At 72.0% G+C, this 17,703-nt stretch carries 17 protein-coding genes and 1 pseudogene; 10 read left to right on the top strand and 8 right to left on the bottom strand.

Annotated elements, in window-relative coordinates; translation table 11 throughout:
- Positions 1 to 130: 130 nt before the first annotated feature.
- The 5 genes from ACFQ79_RS10025 (at position 131) to sbnA (ending at position 8,347) form a co-directional block, all read left to right on the top strand.
- The gene (locus ACFQ79_RS10025) at positions 131 to 2,629 is read left to right on the top strand and encodes a Pls/PosA family non-ribosomal peptide synthetase (RefSeq protein WP_383580939.1); all 2,499 of its coding nucleotides are present in this window, start codon (positions 131 to 133) and stop codon (positions 2,627 to 2,629) included.
- A complete protein-coding gene (locus tag ACFQ79_RS10020) occupies positions 2,626 to 5,157 on the top strand; it encodes an amino acid adenylation domain-containing protein (protein WP_383580937.1) in 2,532 nt (843 codons plus the stop codon). The genes ACFQ79_RS10025 and ACFQ79_RS10020 overlap by 4 nt, the downstream gene beginning before the upstream one ends.
- A 25-nt stretch (positions 5,158 to 5,182) precedes the next feature.
- Positions 5,183 to 6,175 carry a TauD/TfdA family dioxygenase gene (locus ACFQ79_RS10015; RefSeq protein ID WP_383580935.1) on the top strand — a complete coding sequence of 331 codons (993 nt, stop codon included), beginning with the start codon at positions 5,183 to 5,185 and terminating at the stop codon, positions 6,173 to 6,175.
- On the top strand, positions 6,172 to 7,218 hold the full coding sequence (gene sbnB, locus ACFQ79_RS10010; protein WP_383580933.1) for a 2,3-diaminopropionate biosynthesis protein SbnB: 1,047 nt from the start codon (positions 6,172 to 6,174) through the stop codon (positions 7,216 to 7,218). The genes ACFQ79_RS10015 and sbnB overlap by 4 nt, the downstream gene beginning before the upstream one ends.
- Positions 7,219 to 7,291: 73 nt before the next feature.
- Complete coding sequence (gene sbnA, locus ACFQ79_RS10005) at positions 7,292 to 8,347, top strand: 2,3-diaminopropionate biosynthesis protein SbnA (RefSeq protein ID WP_383580931.1); 1,056 nt, start codon at positions 7,292 to 7,294, stop codon at positions 8,345 to 8,347.
- Positions 8,348 to 8,538: 191 nt separating this feature from the next.
- Here the strand turns inward: sbnA and ACFQ79_RS10000 are convergent, their stop codons facing one another.
- A complete protein-coding gene (locus tag ACFQ79_RS10000) occupies positions 8,539 to 9,192 on the bottom strand; it encodes a carbonic anhydrase (RefSeq protein WP_383580928.1) in 654 nt (217 codons plus the stop codon).
- A gap of 468 nt (positions 9,193 to 9,660) precedes the next feature.
- Here ACFQ79_RS10000 and ACFQ79_RS09995 point away from each other — a divergent pair, with 468 nt between their 5' ends.
- Positions 9,661 to 10,533 carry an alpha/beta fold hydrolase gene (locus tag ACFQ79_RS09995; RefSeq protein ID WP_383580925.1) on the top strand — a complete coding sequence of 291 codons (873 nt, stop codon included), beginning with the start codon at positions 9,661 to 9,663 and terminating at the stop codon, positions 10,531 to 10,533.
- 12 nt (positions 10,534 to 10,545) lie between these two features.
- Here the strand turns inward: ACFQ79_RS09995 and ACFQ79_RS09990 are convergent, their stop codons facing one another.
- From ACFQ79_RS09990 to ACFQ79_RS09965, 6 genes and pseudogenes are all read right to left on the bottom strand, one after another.
- On the bottom strand, positions 10,546 to 11,304 hold the full coding sequence (locus ACFQ79_RS09990; RefSeq protein ID WP_383580923.1) for an anti-sigma factor domain-containing protein: 759 nt from the start codon (positions 11,302 to 11,304) through the stop codon (positions 10,546 to 10,548).
- Positions 11,301 to 11,447, bottom strand: a pseudogene (locus ACFQ79_RS09985) (sigma factor-like helix-turn-helix DNA-binding protein); the annotation flags it as partial. The gene ACFQ79_RS09990 and the pseudogene ACFQ79_RS09985, both read right to left, overlap by 4 nt.
- An 8-nt stretch (positions 11,448 to 11,455) precedes the next feature.
- Positions 11,456 to 11,938: a helix-turn-helix domain-containing protein gene (locus ACFQ79_RS09980; protein ID WP_383580920.1), complete on the bottom strand. Its 483-nt coding sequence runs from the start codon at positions 11,936 to 11,938 to the stop codon at positions 11,456 to 11,458.
- Between the two features lie 86 nt (positions 11,939 to 12,024).
- Positions 12,025 to 12,384 carry an Asp23/Gls24 family envelope stress response protein gene (locus ACFQ79_RS09975; protein WP_383580917.1) on the bottom strand — a complete coding sequence of 120 codons (360 nt, stop codon included), beginning with the start codon at positions 12,382 to 12,384 and terminating at the stop codon, positions 12,025 to 12,027.
- Positions 12,381 to 13,055, bottom strand: a complete 675-nt coding sequence (locus ACFQ79_RS09970) for a hypothetical protein (RefSeq protein ID WP_383580915.1) — start codon at positions 13,053 to 13,055, stop codon at positions 12,381 to 12,383. The genes ACFQ79_RS09975 and ACFQ79_RS09970 overlap by 4 nt, the downstream gene beginning before the upstream one ends.
- Positions 13,046 to 13,633 carry an RNA polymerase sigma factor gene (locus tag ACFQ79_RS09965; RefSeq protein WP_383580912.1) on the bottom strand — a complete coding sequence of 196 codons (588 nt, stop codon included), beginning with the start codon at positions 13,631 to 13,633 and terminating at the stop codon, positions 13,046 to 13,048. The genes ACFQ79_RS09970 and ACFQ79_RS09965 overlap by 10 nt, the downstream gene beginning before the upstream one ends.
- Before the next feature lie 306 nt (positions 13,634 to 13,939).
- Between ACFQ79_RS09965 and ACFQ79_RS09960 the strand changes: the two genes are divergently transcribed.
- The 4 genes from ACFQ79_RS09960 to ACFQ79_RS09945 all read left to right on the top strand — a co-directional run bounded on the left by ACFQ79_RS09960 (position 13,940) and on the right by ACFQ79_RS09945 (position 16,290).
- On the top strand, positions 13,940 to 14,401 hold the full coding sequence (locus tag ACFQ79_RS09960) for an Asp23/Gls24 family envelope stress response protein (protein ID WP_383580970.1): 462 nt from the start codon (positions 13,940 to 13,942) through the stop codon (positions 14,399 to 14,401).
- 73 nt (positions 14,402 to 14,474) lie between these two features.
- Positions 14,475 to 14,660, top strand: coding sequence for a hypothetical protein (locus ACFQ79_RS09955; RefSeq protein ID WP_383580909.1), 186 nt, complete (start codon positions 14,475 to 14,477; stop codon positions 14,658 to 14,660).
- Positions 14,657 to 15,742, top strand: coding sequence for a DUF6286 domain-containing Asp23/Gls24 family envelope stress response protein (locus ACFQ79_RS09950; RefSeq protein ID WP_383580906.1), 1,086 nt, complete (start codon positions 14,657 to 14,659; stop codon positions 15,740 to 15,742). Before ACFQ79_RS09955 ends, ACFQ79_RS09950 begins: the two co-directional genes overlap by 4 nt.
- A complete protein-coding gene (locus ACFQ79_RS09945; RefSeq protein ID WP_383580903.1) occupies positions 15,739 to 16,290 on the top strand; it encodes a hypothetical protein in 552 nt (183 codons plus the stop codon). Before ACFQ79_RS09950 ends, ACFQ79_RS09945 begins: the two co-directional genes overlap by 4 nt.
- A gap of 86 nt (positions 16,291 to 16,376) precedes the next feature.
- On the opposite strand, the gene ACFQ79_RS09940 is transcribed toward ACFQ79_RS09945, so the two are convergent.
- Entirely contained in the window at positions 16,377 to 17,651 is a 1,275-nt protein-coding gene (locus ACFQ79_RS09940; RefSeq protein WP_383580900.1) for a class I SAM-dependent methyltransferase, read from the bottom strand.
- Between the last annotated feature and the right edge of the window lie 52 nt (positions 17,652 to 17,703).

The raw sequence follows: 17,703 nt of genomic DNA, 5'->3' as shown, positions 1-17,703 counted from the left end.
GTGTGAGTGAACCAGCGGTCCGATCCCTGCCACGTGGTGGCCCCCGCCCCTTCCGGAAGCCGGACGGGCGCGAAGACCGAGCACAGCGACAAGGCTGCGACGCAGGTAGGGCCGGATCCAGGAGTCCCTCATGACGCAAAGGTCGCTCGACGCCGAGAAGGCCCCGAGTACCGATCGGCAGAAGGTCCTCGCGCAGGTGCTCGCGGACGTCGCCCATCTGGACGACGTTCCCGTCGACAGCCACTTCTTCGACGAACTGGGCACCGACTCCCTGGTCATGGCGCACTTCTGCGCCCGGGTGAGGAAGCAGGCGGACCTTCCCTCCGTGTCCATGAGGGACGTCTACCGGCATCCGACGATCAGAAGCCTGAGTACGGCCATGGAAGGTGTCGCACCGGCCGTCGCCGCCCCGGAGGCCCGGCCCTTCATCCCTTCCCGCGTCCCCACCGAGCCCCCGGCTCGACGGGGCCCATGGCTGTGCGGTGCGCTGCAGCTGGTGTGCTTCGTCGGCTACGCCTTCCTCCTCGCCTTCATCACCGCCCGCGGGTACGACTGGATCTCCACCGGAACCGACCTGTGGCACGACTATCTGCGGTCGGTCGCCTTCGGCGCGGTGACCCTGGTTCTGCTGTGCACCCTGCCGGTCGCCGCGAAGTGGATCCTCATCGGACGGTGGACATCGCAGCGGATCCCGGTCTGGAGCCTCACCTACCTTCGATTCTGGCTGGTCAAGACGCTGATACGGGCGAATCCCATCGTCCTCGCCGTCGGCTCCCCGCTCTACGTCCTCTACCTCAGGGCCCTCGGCGCGAAGATGGGGCGAGGGGTGACCGTCCTCTCCCGCAGCGTGCCCGTCTGCACCGACCTGCTGACCGTTGGCGACCGCACGGTCATCCGCAAGGACTCCCTGTTCAGCTGCTACCGCGCCCACGACGCCGCGATCGAGACGGGGACCGTCACGCTCGGGCGCGACGTGGTCGTCAGCGAGGCGACGGTGCTGGACATCCGGACAGCGATGGGCGACCGGGCCCAGCTCGGTCACGCCTCGTCGTTGCATCCGGGGCAGACCGTCCCGGCCGGCGAGCACTGGCACGGATCACCGGGTCAGCCGACGGACGCCGACTTCCTGGCAGTGGCGCCCGCCCGCTGCGGAACGGTCCGCCGAACGGGTCATGGAGCCGCGCAGATCGTCATGGCGCTGCTGGTCTTCGCCCCCCTCGCCGTCGGATGCCTGGACGTGCTGCTCTCGAAGGCTCCCCAGCTGACCACCGTGCTGGAACCGGCGTCCCTGGCGCTCGCGGACTGGGTCTTCTACGCAGACCTGCTCCTGATCACGGGCGTGATCTTCTTCGGCGGCATTCCCGTCGTCCTGATCGTCCTGGGCACCGTCACCCGCGTGCTCGGCAGGTTCGTGTCCCCGGGCCGCACCTACCCCTTGTACGGCTTCCACCACGCGGTCCACCGGACCATCACGCTGTTCACCAACAGGAGGTTCATGACCCGCCTCTTCGGTGACAGCTCGGCGATCGTGCACTACCTCCGGTGGATCGGCTACGACCTGCCCTCCGTGGAGCAGACCGGCTCGAACTTCGGCACCATGGTCAAGCACGAGAGCCCGCTCCTGAGCTCCGTGGGCCGGGGAACCATGGTCGCGGACGGCCTGTCGCTCATGAACGCCGCATACTCGAGTACGTCGTTCCGCGTGAACCGCACGGTGATCGGCGCGCACAACTTCCTCGGCAACAGGATCGCCTACCCCTCCCGGGGCAGGACCGGCGACAACTGCCTGCTGGCGACCAAGGTCATGGTCCCGGTCGACGGACCGCTCCGGCACGACGTGGGCCTGCTCGGCTCACCGAGCTTCGAGATCCCCCGCTCGGTGACGAGGGACAGCACCTTCGACGCCCTCGCCCAGGGCGACGGGCTGCGCCAACGCCTCCGGGCCAAGAACCGGCACAACGGCGCCACCATGGCATGGCACCTGCTCACCGGCTGGATCTACTTCGCCGCAGTCACGCTCCTCTACGCGGGAGCGGCGGACCTGTACTCCCAGTGGGGTGTCGCGGCCATCGCCCTCGCCAACATCGCGCTCCTGCCGTTCACCGTCCTGTACTACGTACTGGTCGAACGGCTGGTCACGGCGGCGCATCCGCTCGGGCCGCTGTTCTGCTCGATCTACGACGTCCGATTCTGGCAGCGCGAACGCTACTGGAAGGTCCCCTCGGAAACGTATCTGGTGATCTTGAACGGCACTCCGTTCAAGCCCGTCGTATGGCGCCTGCTGGGCGCCCGGATCGGCGCATCCGTCTTCGACGACGGCTGCAGCCTTCCCGAGCGGGCCATGGTCACCATCGGAAGCGGCTGCACCCTCAACGCCGGCAGCGTCATCCAGTGCCACTCGCAGGAGGACGGCACGTTCAAGTCCGACACCAGCCGGGTCGGCTCCGACTGCACGCTGGGCGTGGGCGCTCTCGTCCACTACGGCGTCACGGTGGGCGACCGCGCCCACCTGGCGGCGGACTGCTTCCTCATGAAGGGCGAGACGGTCCCCGACGACGACCGCTGGTCGGGAAACCCCGCACGACCCACCGCACCCGAGCACAACGCCTCCGGAGGCGAACCGCGATGACGCGAGCAATCACCGGCAGCGCACCGCCGGCGGACGCCGGCCAGGTGTTCACGGCCGTGCCGCGGTGGGCCCCCCACCCCGTACCGGGCACCGCGGAGCACACCGGGACCGCCATGACCGAGCGGACGGCCGAGCTGCTGCGCACGCGGGCCGAAGAGTTCGGGGTGCCGGTCGCCGCGATACTGCTCGCCGCCCACGCGAAGGTGCTCGCCGTGCTGTCCGGCGACCCCGAGGTCACGACCGGCTACGTGCTCCCGCGGGCGCACCACCCGGCGACCTGCCGACTGCACGTCCGGCCCGGCACCTGGCGCCGCCTGGTGGCGGACGCCCACCGCGCCCTGCGGCTCCTGCCCGACACGGAGCGGAGGGGAACCGACCGGACCGCCGCACCCCCGGAGATCGTCCTCGACCCGTCCGGAGAGGCGAAGGCTCCGGAAGGCACGCCCCTGTGCGTCAGCGTCCTCGAAGGCGACCCGCGCGTCCTGCGACTTCGCCATCGCACCGATGTGATCGACAGTGCCACGGCCGACCGGATCGGCGGCTACTACCGCCGCGCGCTCGAACACCTCGTCACCACCCCCGACGAGCACCACGAGCGCTGCACCCTGGTGTCCCCGGAGGAGATCCGCTTCCAGACCGAGGAACTCGCCGGCCGCGCCCGCCTCCTGCCGGACCGACGCTTCCACGAACTGTTCGAGGACCAGGCACGCAGGCGGCCCGATGCCGTCGTCGCCGAGTACCGCGGCACCCGCTGGACCTACCGCGACCTGAACGAGAGGGCGAACCGGCTGGCCCGGGCCCTGCTGTCCCGGGGACTCGGCCCCGAAGGCGTCGTCGCGGTCGTGGCGGAACGCACTCTGCACTGGATGGCAGCCGTGATCGCCGTGTTCAAGGCCGGCGGCACCTACCTGCCCATCGACCCCCACTACCCGCCGGGCCGGATCGCCGTGATGCTGGACCGCGCGGACTGCACCTTCGTCCTCACCCAGCCCGCCGAAGCCACCCGGAACGACGCCACCCGAAACGACGCCACCCGGAACGACGCCACCCGTAATCTCGAACGCGCCCTCGCGACCCGACCCACCACGCGCGTCCTTTCCATCCCACTCGTGGCGGAGAGCACGGCTCGCGGCGATGACCTCGCCGTCAAGGTGACGGCAGATCAGCTCGCCTACCTCTACTTCACCTCCGGTTCCACGGGCGAGCCGAAGGGCGCCCTCTGCGAACACGCCGGCATGCTCAATCATCTGCTCGCGAAGATCGAGGACCTCGGCATCGAAGAGGGCCGGGTCGTGGCACAGACCGCCTCGCAGTGCTTCGACATCTCGCTGTGGCAGCTCCTCGCCGGCCCCCTGGCCGGTGGGCGGACCCTGCTCGTCGAGCAGGACACCGTACTGGACGCCACCAGGTTCCTCGACGTCATCGCCCGCGGCCGCGTCGCGGTGTTCCAGGTCGTCCCGTCCTACCTCGAAGTCCTGCTCACCGCACTGGAACGCGCACCTCGCCACCTGAGCCGTCTGCGCCGCGTGTCGGTCACCGGAGAGGCACTGCACAAGGGCCTCGTCGAGCGCTGGTTCGCCGCGATGCCCGACGTCCCCCTGGTCAACGCGTACGGGCTGACGGAGACATCGGACGACACGAACCACGAAGTGATGACAGGAGTGCCGGCCGGCGATCGGATACCGCTGGGACGTCCCGTGGCCAACGTGCGGATCTACGTGGTCGACGACAACCTCACACCCGTTCCGCTCGGATCTCCCGGAGCCATCGTCTTCTCCGGAGTCTGCGTGGGCCGCGGCTACGTGAACGACCCGGAACGCACCCGGGACTCCTACCCACCCGATCCGCACCACCCCGGTCAGCGTCTCTACCGCGGGGGCGACATCGGCCGCTGGCTGCCGGGCGGGAAGCTCGAGTTCCACGGTCGCCGCGACGGTCAGGTGAAGGTCCGCGGGTTCCGCGTCGAGATCGGAGAGGTCGAGAACAGCCTCCTGCGGCTCGCGGACGTCCGCGACGGCGCCGTCGTCGTCACCGGCGGAGAGACCCGGCCCCGGCACCTGGTGGCGTTCTGCACCGGGCCGCGGCCCCTGACCGAGGAGGCCCTCCTCGGGCAACTCGGCGAACTGCTCCCCGCGTACATGCTCCCGACCTCGGTGCACTGGCAGGAGACGTTGCCGCTCACAGCCAACGGCAAGATCGACCGCGCGGCCCTCGCGGACCTCGCCCGCGACCTCGGCCGGCCCGACGGCCACAACCCGCCCCGTACTCCCGGCGAGAGGCGACTCGCCTCGGCCTGGGCCCGCATCCTCGGCGTGCCCGGCGACAGCATCGGCCGCGAGGACGACTTCTTCGACCTCGGCGGCACCTCCCTGTCCGCCGTGCGCCTGGCGGTCGCCCTGGACGGAACCGTCTCCCTGCGCGACCTGGTGGCACATCCCGTCCTGGCCGAACTGTCCGCACTGGTCGACGAACGCTCCCCGACGACCACTCGGGACACCCCGGTTGCCGCACGACCGGCATCACGCTGACCCCCTGCCGAAGGAGAGGAAAGACATGTTGTCCGCACTGTTCCGCAAGCCGGCGACACCGGAGCCCACGGCGATCCGCCGGATCGCCGGGCCTCCAGGCGGGGACCCCTGGGCCGACTCGTACAAGGAGGACCTGCTCGGACTGGTCGCGGCGCACGGCGCCGTCGTCGTCACCGGGCTCGACCTGCGCACCGCGAGCGACCTCAAGGGCATCGCCCTGCGGCTGACCGACGGCCCCGTGCGGGAGACCGAGGGCTTCGCGCCCCGTGAGGAACTCGCCGACGGCGTCTACGCGTCAGCCGCCTGGCCCGCCAACCAGACGATGTGCATGCACCACGAGCTGAGCTACGCGCGCCGGTGCCCCGGACTGCTGCTCTTCGCCTGCCTGCGACCGCCGACCGACGGTGGCGCCACCGCACTCGCCGATGCCGCCGATGTGCTCGAGTCCCTCCCGCCCTCGGTGGTCGAACGGTTCGCAGAGGAAGGATGGCTGCTGGACCGCTCCTACAACGGAGAGGTCGGCGCCACACTGTCCCAGGCGTTCGGCACCGATGACCGCCAAGCCGTCGACGCGTACTGCCTGGCCAACGGCATCGAGACCGCATGGCAGCCCGACGGGGCACTCCACACCCGCCAGCGGCGCAGCGCGGTGGTACGGCATCCGGCGAGCGGCCGACGCTGCTGGTTCAACCAGATCGCCTTCCTCAGCGAGTGGACCATGGCCCCCGAGGTCAGGGACTTCCTGACCGAGGAGTACGGTCCCGCCGGTCTCCCCTTCACCACCCGGTACGGCAACGGCGACCCGGTGCCTGCGGACGTGATCGAGCAGATCAACAGCACCTATGCCGACCTGACGGTCCGGCGCCCCTGGGAGACCGGTGACCTGATGGTCGTCGACAACCTGCGCACGGCGCACAGCCGCGAGGCCTACACGGGTCAGCGTCAGGTCCTGGTGGCCATGGCCGACCCGTTCCGCCCGCCGCCGCCCGACCGGTCGTCCGGGAGGGCCGAGGCATGAACGCTCCAGCCGCCGCACTCGAAGTACCGCCGTTCGCCGTCATTCCGGGACGACAGGTCAAGGAGATCCTGCGCGGTCGTGAGAACGCCGTGACGAAGGTCGTGGAAGCGACCTACCGGCTCCACGCAGCGGGCCGCACCGTCAACCCGCCCTCCTCCTTCCTCCGGTTCCCCGACCGCCCCACGTCCCGGATCATCTCCCTCGCGGCCTCCATCGGGGGAGACGAGGACCAGGTGGACGGCATCAAGTGGATCGCGAGCTTCCCCGCCAACGTGAGGTCCGGCATCCCCAGGGCGTCCGCCGTGCTCATCCTCAACGACCCCGCCACGGGATACCCGTACGCCTGCATGGAGAGCTCGGTCATCAGCGCCGCCAGGACCGCCGCGTCCGCGGCAGCGGCCGCCCAACGGCTCGGCCGGGGGCGGCCCCGGCCCACCCGCGTCGGATTCGTGGGGACCGGCCTGATCGCCCGCTACATCCACACCTATCTGTCCGGCACCGGGTGGAGCTTCGAACACACCGGCGTGCACGACCTGTCGGCGGACAGCACGGCCGGATTCCGGCTGTATCTGGAACAGGCGGACCCCACGTCCACCGTCACGGTGCACAGGGATGCCGAGACCCTGATCCGCACCAGCGATCTGGTCGTCTTCGCGACCGTCGCCGGCAGGCCCCACATCACCGAGCCCTCCTGGTTCCGTCACAACCCCGTCGTGCTGCACATCTCGCTGCGCGACCTCGCCCCGCAGATCCAGCTGTCCGCCACCAACATCGTCGACGACGTGGAGCACGTCCTCAGAGAGGCGACCTCACCCCATCTCACGGCACAGCTCGTCGGCAACAGGAACTTCATCCACGGCACGCTCGACGACGTCATCGCCGGACGCGTGACGCCGCCACCTGACCGACCCGTGATCTTCTCGCCGTTCGGGCTGGGAGTTCTCGACCTTGCGGTCGGCAAGTACGTCTACGACGCGGTGGCCCGGTCCGGGCAACTGCACCTCGTCGACCGCTTCTTCGACGAACTGAACCGCTACGGGTGAGGCGGACCCGTCGGCCGGAGTTCTTCGGGCGACACATCCGGCCGACCCGTCCGACCCCGAGGAGGAGATCATCGTGACCGTCATTTCCGCTCCCTACGCCTACAACGAGGAAGACCTCTACGTCGACCTGGAGCCCACGCTCGGAAACCCGCTGTACCTCAAGTGCGAGGGCTTCAACTTCGCCGGATCGATCAAGCTCAAGGCGGCCACCGAAATGGTGGAGTCCGCCGAGCGAAGCGGGGTCCTCACCCACGGCTCGATCCTCGTCGAGTCCTCCTCGGGCAACCTCGGTGTCGCGCTCAGCATGATCGCGGCCAGCAAGGGCTACCGCTTCCTCTGCGTCACCGACTCCCACTGCAACCTGACCACCCGTCTGATGATGGAGGCGATGGGAAGCGACGTGCACGTCCTCTCCGACGAGACGGGCATCGGCGGACTCCTCGGGGCACGCCTCGCCTTCGTCCGCGCCCTGTGCGCCACCGACACCCGGTACGTATGGCTCAGCCAGTACACCAACGCCGACAACTGGAAGGCCCACTACCGCCGGACTGCGCCCGCCATCGCCCGAGCGTTCCCCGAGATCGACACCCTCTTCGTCGGGGTCGGCACCACGGGGACCCTGATGGGCTGCGCGCGGTTCTTCCGAGCCTGGTCCCGGCCCGTCCACATCGTCGCCGTGGACAGCGTCGGCTCCGCCATCTTCGGCCGCACCCCGGGGCGCCGGATGATCCCGGGACTCGGCATGAGCATCACCCCGCCCCTGCTGGACGAGGCCTATGTGGACGAGGCCCTGTGCGTGGAGGAGATCGACACCGTGCGCACCTGCCGGATGCTGGCCGAGCGCGGGTTTCTCTTCGGCGGATCCACCGGCACCGTCGTCAGCGGCGCGAACCGCTGGCTGGCGCACCACGGTGATCGACGGACCACCGCCGTCGCGATCGCCCCCGACCTCGGGGAGCGCTATCTCGACACGATCTACCAGACGAACTGGGCACAGGGACTCTACGGGGACGACGTCCTCGCGCCGGACGGGAAGGCCGCGCTCCCCGGATCCGTGCGCGCGGGCCGAGCAGGCGAGCGGCACGACCGCCCCACCTTCCCGGACTCCGCGCACACCGCCCTGCTCTGACCCGTTCGCAAGCCCGTGGCTCGGCATAGCCCGGCCGGCGCGTTCACCCGCCTGGCCTGCCCGTCGCGAGCCACGCCCGGGAACCCGAGGCGTCGGCGGGAACCCGAGGCCTCGGCGGCAACGTGGGCGGAGGCCGGCCTCCCGGAGACGGGCCGCGCCGGTCTCCGGGACGGAGCGGTCGGGTCGTCCGGTCACACGGCCGAGGGTCCCGCGCCGGCCTCGGCCGTGTCGGTACGCACGTCCCCCCGGGTGGTCACGACCCGGGCGTTGCCCTCGGTCAGCGCGTAGCCGAGACCCACGACCGCGACCTCGCCCGATGCGACCTGCTCGGAGAGAAGCCGGGACCGTTCGAGTATCAGATCCACGGTGTGCCGGATGTGCTCGTCGATGATGTCGGTGTCCGCGGTCAGTCCGGCGGCCCGGGCGGCAAGGATGCTCGGCGTCACCCGTTCCACCACGTCACGGACGAATCCGCCGGCGGAGAAGCCGTCCTCCACGGCGGCGCGAGCGGCCGCCACCGCACCGCACGAGTCGTGGCCGAGAACGACGACCAGCCTCGCCCCGAGCACGCTCGTCGCGTACTCGACGCTTCCCAGCACCTCGGTCCCCAGGACATGGCCGGCGGTACGGACGACGAACAGGTCGCCGAGTCCCTGGTCGAAGATGATCTCAGCGGCCAGTCGCGAATCGGAGCATCCGAGGATCACGGCGAAGGGATCCTGGCCCGGGGCGAGCTCGGTACGGCGGGCGGCGTCCTGGTTGGGATGCTGGGGCGCGCCCGACACGAAGCGCGTGTTACCGGCGAGCAGGGCGTCAAGGGCCACAGCAGGAGAAGTTCTAGGCATGGGCCCACCCTATGATCCGACCGTTCGGCACGCCTCGGCGGATACGGCGGAGGAAACCCCGGGCCGGCGTCCGTACCGCCCCGGCGCCTCCACCCGACAGCCGGTCCTGACCCCGGATGGCCGCGAAGGACCGGACGTTCCGGTGAGTGCGCCGAGTCCGGGGCTGCGCGCACGTGCCCCCACGACCGCCGTCGCCGTTCTCGGCGTTCGGCGTGCCCTTAGACGTCGAGGCTCGTTGAGATCCAAGAGTGGGACAAATGGTGCCGATGGGAAGACTCGGCCAGATGCGTGACCGTCCGGGCGACGACTTCGCGTATCCCCGCTTCCGTGCGCATTCTTCCTCATCTGATGGGAACCCCCGCAATGCCTCTCTCCTCGCCGCACACTCCGGTCGGGTCATTGCCGGTACAGCGTCCGCCCCTGGTACGCCGGCACCGCTGGGACGGATTGCGCTGTGAGTCGCGTCTGGTGCGGGCGACCTCTCCGCGACTGCGTCCGCTGCTGCTGATCGGCGGCGCCTTCCAGAACAAGGAGACGTGGGGGCGCTGCGAGAAGCTGCTCCTGAGGAACATGGACGTCTTCACCGTCGACCCGCCCGGCTGGGGCACGGCCGACCCCCTTCCCGTGGGGCAGAGCGTCGACGTGTTGGCGGACGCCGTCCGCCACATACTCGACGAGAGCGGCCTGCGGCAGGTCAACGTGGTGGGCGGCTCCTACGGAAGCGCCATCGCCTACCGCATCGCCCAGCGCCATCCTGACCGGGTGGGACGGATGGTCCTCGTCGGCACGATGGCGGCCATCCCCGAGCAGTCCCGGGAGGCCATGGAGCGTGCGCTGGCCTTCCTGGACACCGGCAGGATGGACGAGTACGCCCATGCCGCGGTCGACATCCTGATGAATCCGGAGCGCCTCGACGGGATCACCAACGGCTCGCGCGTCCGTCGGTTCCTGCTGCGTCGCCTGGCCGCCCTCACCGCGGCCGAGGCCGTTCAGGTGAGCTCCAACACGCGGCGCCTGCTGCATCACGCGGAGCTCGACACGAGCGTGAAGGTGCCGGCCCCGACCTTGACCGTGACCGGAGAGCACGACGCCTTCACCACCCCGGCGCAGTGTCGTCGCATGGCCGTGGCGTGCGGCAAGGGGTGGTTCGCGGAAGTCGCCGAGAGCGACCACATGCTCTTCCTGGAACGGCCGACGGAGATCATCGACCTGGTCACCCGCTTCCTGGCCGACGAGCCGCTGCACGGGCTGCCCTACTGCACGCGGGTCGAGCAGCTCTGGTCGAGCTCCCTCCCGGCGCCCCGGGCCGTGGGCCCGGGGCCAGTCGGGAGGACCGGCTGAGCGGACCGCGCGTCAGGCCGCCGGGAACGCGGCCAGCGCGATCGGCGGGCTGGTGGGCCGGGACGAGCCACCGGCCGGCTCGATCGTGATCCCCATGCCGGTCGCCCCGTCCACCGGCCCGTCCATGAGCGTCGCGGTCGTGGTGCGGTCCGGGTCGATCAGGCCGGCCGGGCGCATCGTCCCCCGGTCGTCGAACCACAGTTGGTAGACCTTGCCGTGGGGCGGCACGGTCAGGTCCGAGGCCGTGAAGACCGCCTGGTCGAGGCTCCTGGAGACGACGACGGCGCCTGTCGCACCCTGCGGAAGAGCCGTGGCCGTGAGCCGGGCGTCAGGCGCCGCCAGCACCGCGGCCACCTCGCCGGCCGCCTGCTGGACCCGCTGGGTCTCCCGCTCCGCGTCCTGTGCCAGTTGGTGCTGCACGACTGCCGTCCCGCCCAGCAGGACGGCGGAGGCGATGCTCGCGGCCAGGGCCCACAGCAGACCCCGACGGGCCCGGACGCCGGACGGCGCGGCCCGGGCGGGCGCGGTGGGGTCCGCCGGCGGAGCCTGCCGCACCTGGGTGATCCGGCGCAGCACGTCCTCCCTGAGCGACGGCGGGACGGGAGCCGACGCCGCGAGGCCGAGCCTCGCCGCGGTCTCCGAGAGCTCTGCCACCTCCTCGGCGCAGGACGCGCAGTCGGCCAGGTGCCGCTCGTACTCCCGGCGCTCCTCGTCGCTCAGCGCGTCCAAGGCGTAGGCGCCGGAAAGCATGTGCAGATCGTCGGTGTTCATGCTGTCACCCCCAGGCGGTTGCGCGACCGCATCAGACCCTCCCGCAACCGGGACTCGACCGTGCCCAGTGGCTCCGCGAGGTGCTCGGCCACCTCACGGTAGGTCAGCCCTTCGTAGGAGGCGAGCGTCACGGACCTGCCCTGCGACGCTCTCAGCCCGCGACGGGGACGGTGAGCAGGAGGTGGAGGACCAGGGACCAGCAGCCCCAGGCCGCGGCCGCGCTGCGCCACCTGCGGCGGCGGAGCCGCGATACCGGGTCGGGGCGGTGAGGCCCCACGGGCAGGCCGCTGGGCAGGGCCCGGATCACGCGCGGTGGCGGGGCGGCGGCCACGCGTGCCGGGGGCGGGACGACCGGGGCGGCGGGGGCCCGGCCCGGGCGCGGGACGGCGGGGGCGGAGGCGGCGAGGCCGGCCAGGAAGGCCGCGTAGGCCCGGCGGCGGGCACCGCGCGGCGACCTGCGGCCCGATTCCCAGGCGCCCACCGTGGCACTGGTGACCCCGAACGCCGCCGCGACCTGAGCGCGGGACAGACCCCAGGCCTCGCGGAGCCCGAGGCGTGTCTCCGGAGCGGGCAACTCGGGGACGCGGCGGGGCCGGAGGACGGGCGGGTGCGGAGTGGCGACAGAGAGGCTCATGCCCTGTATGACCATCACCTCGTGGGATCGTCATGTGACGGATCCGAATCTCACCCGGACGGCCGTTCCGGCCCGCTCCAGCCCCCTCAGACGATGCCGGTCACGATCACCGTCGCCGACACCTGGCCGCCGCCCGTTCCCTCCTCTCCTTCGACGAGCGGCCGCGTCGCCCCCTCGACCGCGAGGCGCACGGCGCGCGTGACATCCACCGCCCGGTGACCGCGCCGGACCGTGAGCCTGAGTTCCACGTCCCATGAGCCGTCCGCCGAGTTCCGGAGGGCCCGTACGCCCTCCGGAGGGGACGCGTACCGCGAACCCGTGGCCGACGTGGCCGCCGCACGCAGCAGACCGGTCAGGCCAGGCCGGAGGAAGGCGACTCCGGCGGTGGCGCGGGCGGCTGCGGCAGCCGCCCGTTCGAGCTCGGACCGGGCGATCCTCTCCGTCATCCCGCGCCCCCTTCCGGACCGTGGCCGCTACCGGTGCTCCTGCTGGTGCCGTCCGTGCCCACGTCCTCCTGCAGCACGTCGACGACGCGCACATCGATCTCCCTGACGTCCATGCCCAGCACCCGGTCGGCGACGGCGAACAGCGCACCGCGCACCGCTTCGGCGGCCGCGGGCAGCGCCTCCAACGTCGCCGCCACCTCCACGTGCACCCCCAGCGGACCACGTCCCCGGCCGACCTCACCCGCACCGCCGCCCAGCGGCCGGACACGGCAGCTCCCGGCGCGGATGCCCGGCAGACCGTCGGCCGCGGCCCGCAGTTCACGCGCGGCCGCCGCTTCGAAGATCCAGCCCGTGTCGTCGGGCCCCGAGCCCAGCGGCAGGGCGCGCCCCGGTCGCAGCTCCAGCCGTACGACATCCATGACGCGCGCGGTCAGGGCCTCGGCGCCGCCGGGCGGGTCGAGTTCGCGCGCTGCCGTCACCAACGCGTCGAGCGTGCGCAGGTCCGCGAGCGCCGCCGAGCAATGGGGGCAGGTCGCACGGTGCGCGGCCTCCGCCGCCGGGCTCCGCCCGCGCTCGACGGCACCGTCCCACACGGCCTCCAGGGATCGGCCACAGGGCAGCAGGCCGTCGTCCGCGCCGTCGACGGGCTGCCGGTCCGCGTTCAACGCCATTCGCTCATCGCCTCCGTCAAAAAGCGCCGGGCCCGAAAGATCCTGCCGCGTACCGCCGCGGGGCCGATCCCGACGGCCTCGGCGATCTCCTCGTACGACAGCAGGTGCAACTCCCGCAGCACCCAGCATGCTCGCTGCTCGGGCGAGAGCTCGGCCAGGGCCGCGGTCAGGTCCGCGAGGGCCGCGCTGGACTCGGCCGCGCGGGCGGGCGACCCCTCCTGCGGGGGAGCCGCGGGCTCGGGGAGGGCGTCGAGGTCCGTCGTGGGACGACGGGCGCGCAGCCGGTTCAAGCAACGGTTGGTGACGATCCTGTACATCCAGGTGAGGAACGCCGCGTCGCCCCGGAACTCCGGGAGCCGACGCCAGGCACTCACGAAGGCGTCCTGCACCGCGTCCTCCGCCTCCGCCGGGTCGCCCAGCATCCGGCTCGCGAGCCCCAGCAGGGTCGGCCCGTGCCGGCGGACCAACGCCGCGAAGGCCTCCTCGTCGCCCTCACGGGCCCGTGCCGACAGCAGGGCGTCGTCCGGCTCCGCCCTGCTCCCACTGAGCCCGGGGGCTCGGCTGTCAAGCCCTGGCACTCGCTGCTCCTTCCATGCGGGGCTCCGCGACCCCTGCGCCGCGCGCACCGTCGCCCTCGCGACGACGGATGCGGGAGTCCACCCACCGAGCGTTGGACACCGTGGCGGTCCGAACGTCACGCGATCGCGGCGTCGGGGGAGCCCTCTCCACGATTCCGGGTGTCCCGCCGACGACTTCGTGAGGAGGCCGTGACGAATCCCCGCTGCCCGTGTCCAACGAAGTGAGCCCGCACTTGTGTCGAGTACGAAGAGGGAATTTCCATGACGCAGACGACCGTGATCGACGAGACGAGCACCAGGGCACCGATGGAGACGAGGAAGAACCGCGAGAACTCCACGACGCTGACCGCGGGAGGCAGCGGCGTCACCGAGCCGGCGGGCAGCCGGGGCAGGACGTCCATCGCGGATCTGGTGGTGGTGAAGGTCGCCGGCATGGCGGCGCGGGAGATCCCTGGCGTGCACGACATGGGCGGGGGACTGTCGCGGACGATCGGGGCGGTCCGGGACCGTGTTCCGGGCGGGCGCCCGAACGTCGGCCGGGGCGTGAAGGTGGAGGTCGGCGAGCGCCAGACGGCCATCGACATCGACCTGGTCGTCGAGTACGGGGTTCCGATCACCGATGTCGCCCGCGACGTGCGGGAGAACGTCATCGCGGCGGTGGAGCGGACCACCGGGCTGGAGGTCGTCGAGGTCAACGTCGTGGTGAACGACGTGCACCTGCCCGACGAGGCGCCGGAACACCAGGCGGGCGAAGGCCGCGTCGAGTGACGGTCGAGGAGAGGCGTCCCCGGACGGGGCCGTAGCGATTTTCCGAGCGGGTCGCCCCCGAGTGAGGTGTGTGATGAGCAGATCCCTGGCAGGACTGGCAGTCGGCATGGCGTTGGGGTTCGCCGCGTGGTTCGGCGGGTTCGCCGCCTTCCTCCTCGTCGCGGCGCTGGGCGCGCTCGGTGGCGTGGTGGGTCACCTGTGGGACGAGCGAACAGACCCGAGGGATCTCGTCGCGCGCTGGACCAGGGAGCGGCGATGACCGTTCCGAGGCCCGCCTCCGCGACGCCCCGTGCCGAACGGGGAACCGTCACCGTCGCCGACCGGACGGTCCGCCGCATCGTCCGCCAGGCGGCCACCGAGGCCCTGGGCAGCGCGGGGACGGCGCGGGAGGTGTCCGTCGCTCGCAGGGGAGCGCGCGAAGCCCGGGTCCGCGTCGCGCTCGAACTCGCCTATCCCACCGACCTCGTGGCTCGGAGCGAACGGGTCCGGCGCCATGTGATGCACCGCGCAACGGCGTTGTCGGGCCTGGACATCTCCCGGGCGGACATCGCGATCACGAGCCTTTCGGCGGCCCACGGGAACGCTTCGGGCGTCCACGGCACCGCTTCGGACACCTCCGGCACGGCCCCGGGCACCCCCGGCACAGCCCCGGACCCTCCCGGCACAGCCCCGGACCCTCCCGGCACAGCCCCGGACCCTCCCGGCTCACGCGATGCCCCCGGTGGGCACGGGCCGCCGGTCGGCTCCGAGGAGGCGGTGACGGACGAGGGAGTGCCCGTCGAAGGAACCCCGGTGCCCCGTGGGCGGAGGCCGTGGTCCGGCCGACGCGTGTCCGCGGCCGCGACGGCCCTCGTCGTGGCCACGGCCGCCGGCGCGCTCCTGGTCCGGGTCGCGCGCGGTGGGCTCACCCCGCCCGCCGCGCTGCGGGGCGTACCCCTCACCGACGCGCGATGGATCGGGGCGGGAGCGGCGGTCGCGCTGCTCGGGGTGGTTCTGGTCGTGCTTGCCCTCATGCCCGGAATGCGCCGGTGGCTGCCGCTGGTCCGGCCGGACGGGGACACCCGGGCCGCCATCGACCGCTCGTCCGTCGGCCTGCTGCTGCGCGACGCCGCCATGAGCGTCGACGGTGTGAGCGGGGTCAAGGTGCGGTCCGGGCGCCGGCGGTTCCGGGTGCGCGTCTTCGTCGCCTACGGACCGGCCGACGGCGCGAGGCAGGCCGCCGAGTGGAGCGCGTCCGCCGCACTCGGCGGGATCGGGCTCGGACGCCCGGGCCGACTCTCCGTCACATCCGTTCCCGAGAAGCATTGGAGACCACCGACGCGCGAGGAGACCACGCCGTGACGGCCGCACGATCGAAGACGAACCGCTGCACCTTGGCCCTGGTAGGCGGTGCGGCCGTCCTGGCAGGGGGATGGACCGCCCTGACCGGTCTCGCCCGGCGCGGCACCGTGTCCTGGGCGCCGCCCGGTCACCCCGAGGAATGGCTGAGGCGGCACGAACCGTCGACGGCCTTCACCATGGGCCTGCTGGCGGCGGTGACGGCGGCGGCGCTGTGGTGGTGCCTGGCCCAGCTCCGCACCACCGGACCGTCCACCCTTGGACTGCCTGGCGCGGGAACGCGCGTCGGCCGCCGGAGCCTGGCCCGCGCCATCGCCGCCGACCTCGCCATGGTGCCGGGCGTCGACACGGCCCGGGTCGTCCTCCGGGGCACCACGGCGGACCTCCGGGCCACGGTCGGAATCAGACTGGCGACACACGCCGAACCCGCCGAAGTCGTCCGCCTCGTCACCCAGGGCCCTCTGTGCCGTGCGCGCACGGCGACAGGCTTCCGCCTCAGCGCAGACCTCCGTCTGACCACGCCCTCCCACCGTGCACGTCGGGCGCGCTGAACCGCGGTCGACACGACCGCTCTTCGGCCGGACCCCGCATCCGGGCCGGCCGAAGAGAACTCCAGGCGGTTCCGTTCACGCCGGGCTCACGGGGCGTACCAGTCGGCGGGGGTGGACGGCATGGCTGACGCGCCTTCGCGGGTGGGGCGTACGGCGAGGATCTGGTCGACGCCCATGCGGCGTTCGGAGAAGGCGAGCGAGGCACCGGCCAGGTACAGGCGCCACACCCGGGCGGTGGTGCGCCCGACCTGGTTCTCGATGGCGCTCCAGCGTCGTTCGAGGTTGGAACGCCAGGCGTCGATGGTGGCCGTGTAGTGCTCGCGGAGCGATTCGACGGAGCGGGCCTCCAGGCCCGCGGCCTCCAGCAGGTCCACGGTGCGGCCGACGGGGCGCATGTGCATGTCGGGGGCGATGTACGTCTCGATGAAGGCGCCTCCGCCGGGCGCGTGGGTGCCGCGGGACATCTGCTGGATGAGGAGCCGGCCTTCGGGGCGGAGCGCGCCGTGCAGCTTGGTGGCGAAGGCGGGGTACTCGGCGTCGCCGACGTGTTCGCCCATCTCGACGGCGGAGGCCGCGTCGTAGCCGCCTCCGTCGATGTCCCGCCAGTGCCGCAGCTGGACGTCCACGAGGTCGGTCAGTCCCTCGCGTACGGCACGTTCGGTGACGTGGTCGTGCTGCGCGCGGGAGAGGGTGACGGCGGTGACGCGGGCCTTGTGCTCGCGTGCCGCGTGGAGGGTGAGGGAGCCCCAGCCGCATCCGACGTCGAGGAGCCGGTCTCCCGGGCCGAGGGCGAGTTTGCGGCAGATCAGCTCGAGTTTGTCGTGCTGGGCGTCGGCCAGGGTGTACGTGGGGTCGTCGGGCCGGGTCCAGTAGGCGCAGGAGTACGCCATCGACGCGTCCAGGAGGAGGGCGTAGAAGTCATTGGAGAGGTCGTAGTGGTGGCTGATCCCCGCACGGTCCCGGGAGATGCTGTGCGGGCTGCCGGTCAGCCGCGCCCGCCCGTCGGGGCGCTTCGGGGGTGGGCCGACGACACCCAGGCGTACCGCGAGAGCGGTGGCCGCGGCCAGGCCCGCCGGTCCGGGGCGTGCCGAGGGCCGGTCGCGGACGCTTCGGCCGGCTTGGGAGAGCGCGCCGGCCACGTCGCCCTCGACGTCGAGGTCTCCGGTGACGTATGCCTCGGCGAGCCCGAGCTCGCCCGGCTGCCAGAGCAGGCGGCGCAGGGCGTCGGGCGCGCGGAGGACCACCAGGGGGGCGTCATGGGGGCCCGTCTCGCTGCCGTCCCAGGCGCGGATGCGGACGGGGAGCGGGCCGGGTAGAAAGTGGCCGAGGAGCTGTGCGAGTCGGTCGGCGGCGGGCTTCATCGGGGGGTTCCCTTCGGTGAGGAGGAGCCGGCGGACGTCCGGGTGGCGGGAG

Source organism: Streptomyces sp. NPDC056480, from assembly GCF_042795405.1.
Classification (GTDB): Bacteria; Actinomycetota; Actinomycetes; order Streptomycetales; family Streptomycetaceae; genus Streptomyces.
Note: the sequence above shows the minus strand (reverse complement) of the source record. Positions and strands in the feature narration are given on the sequence as shown.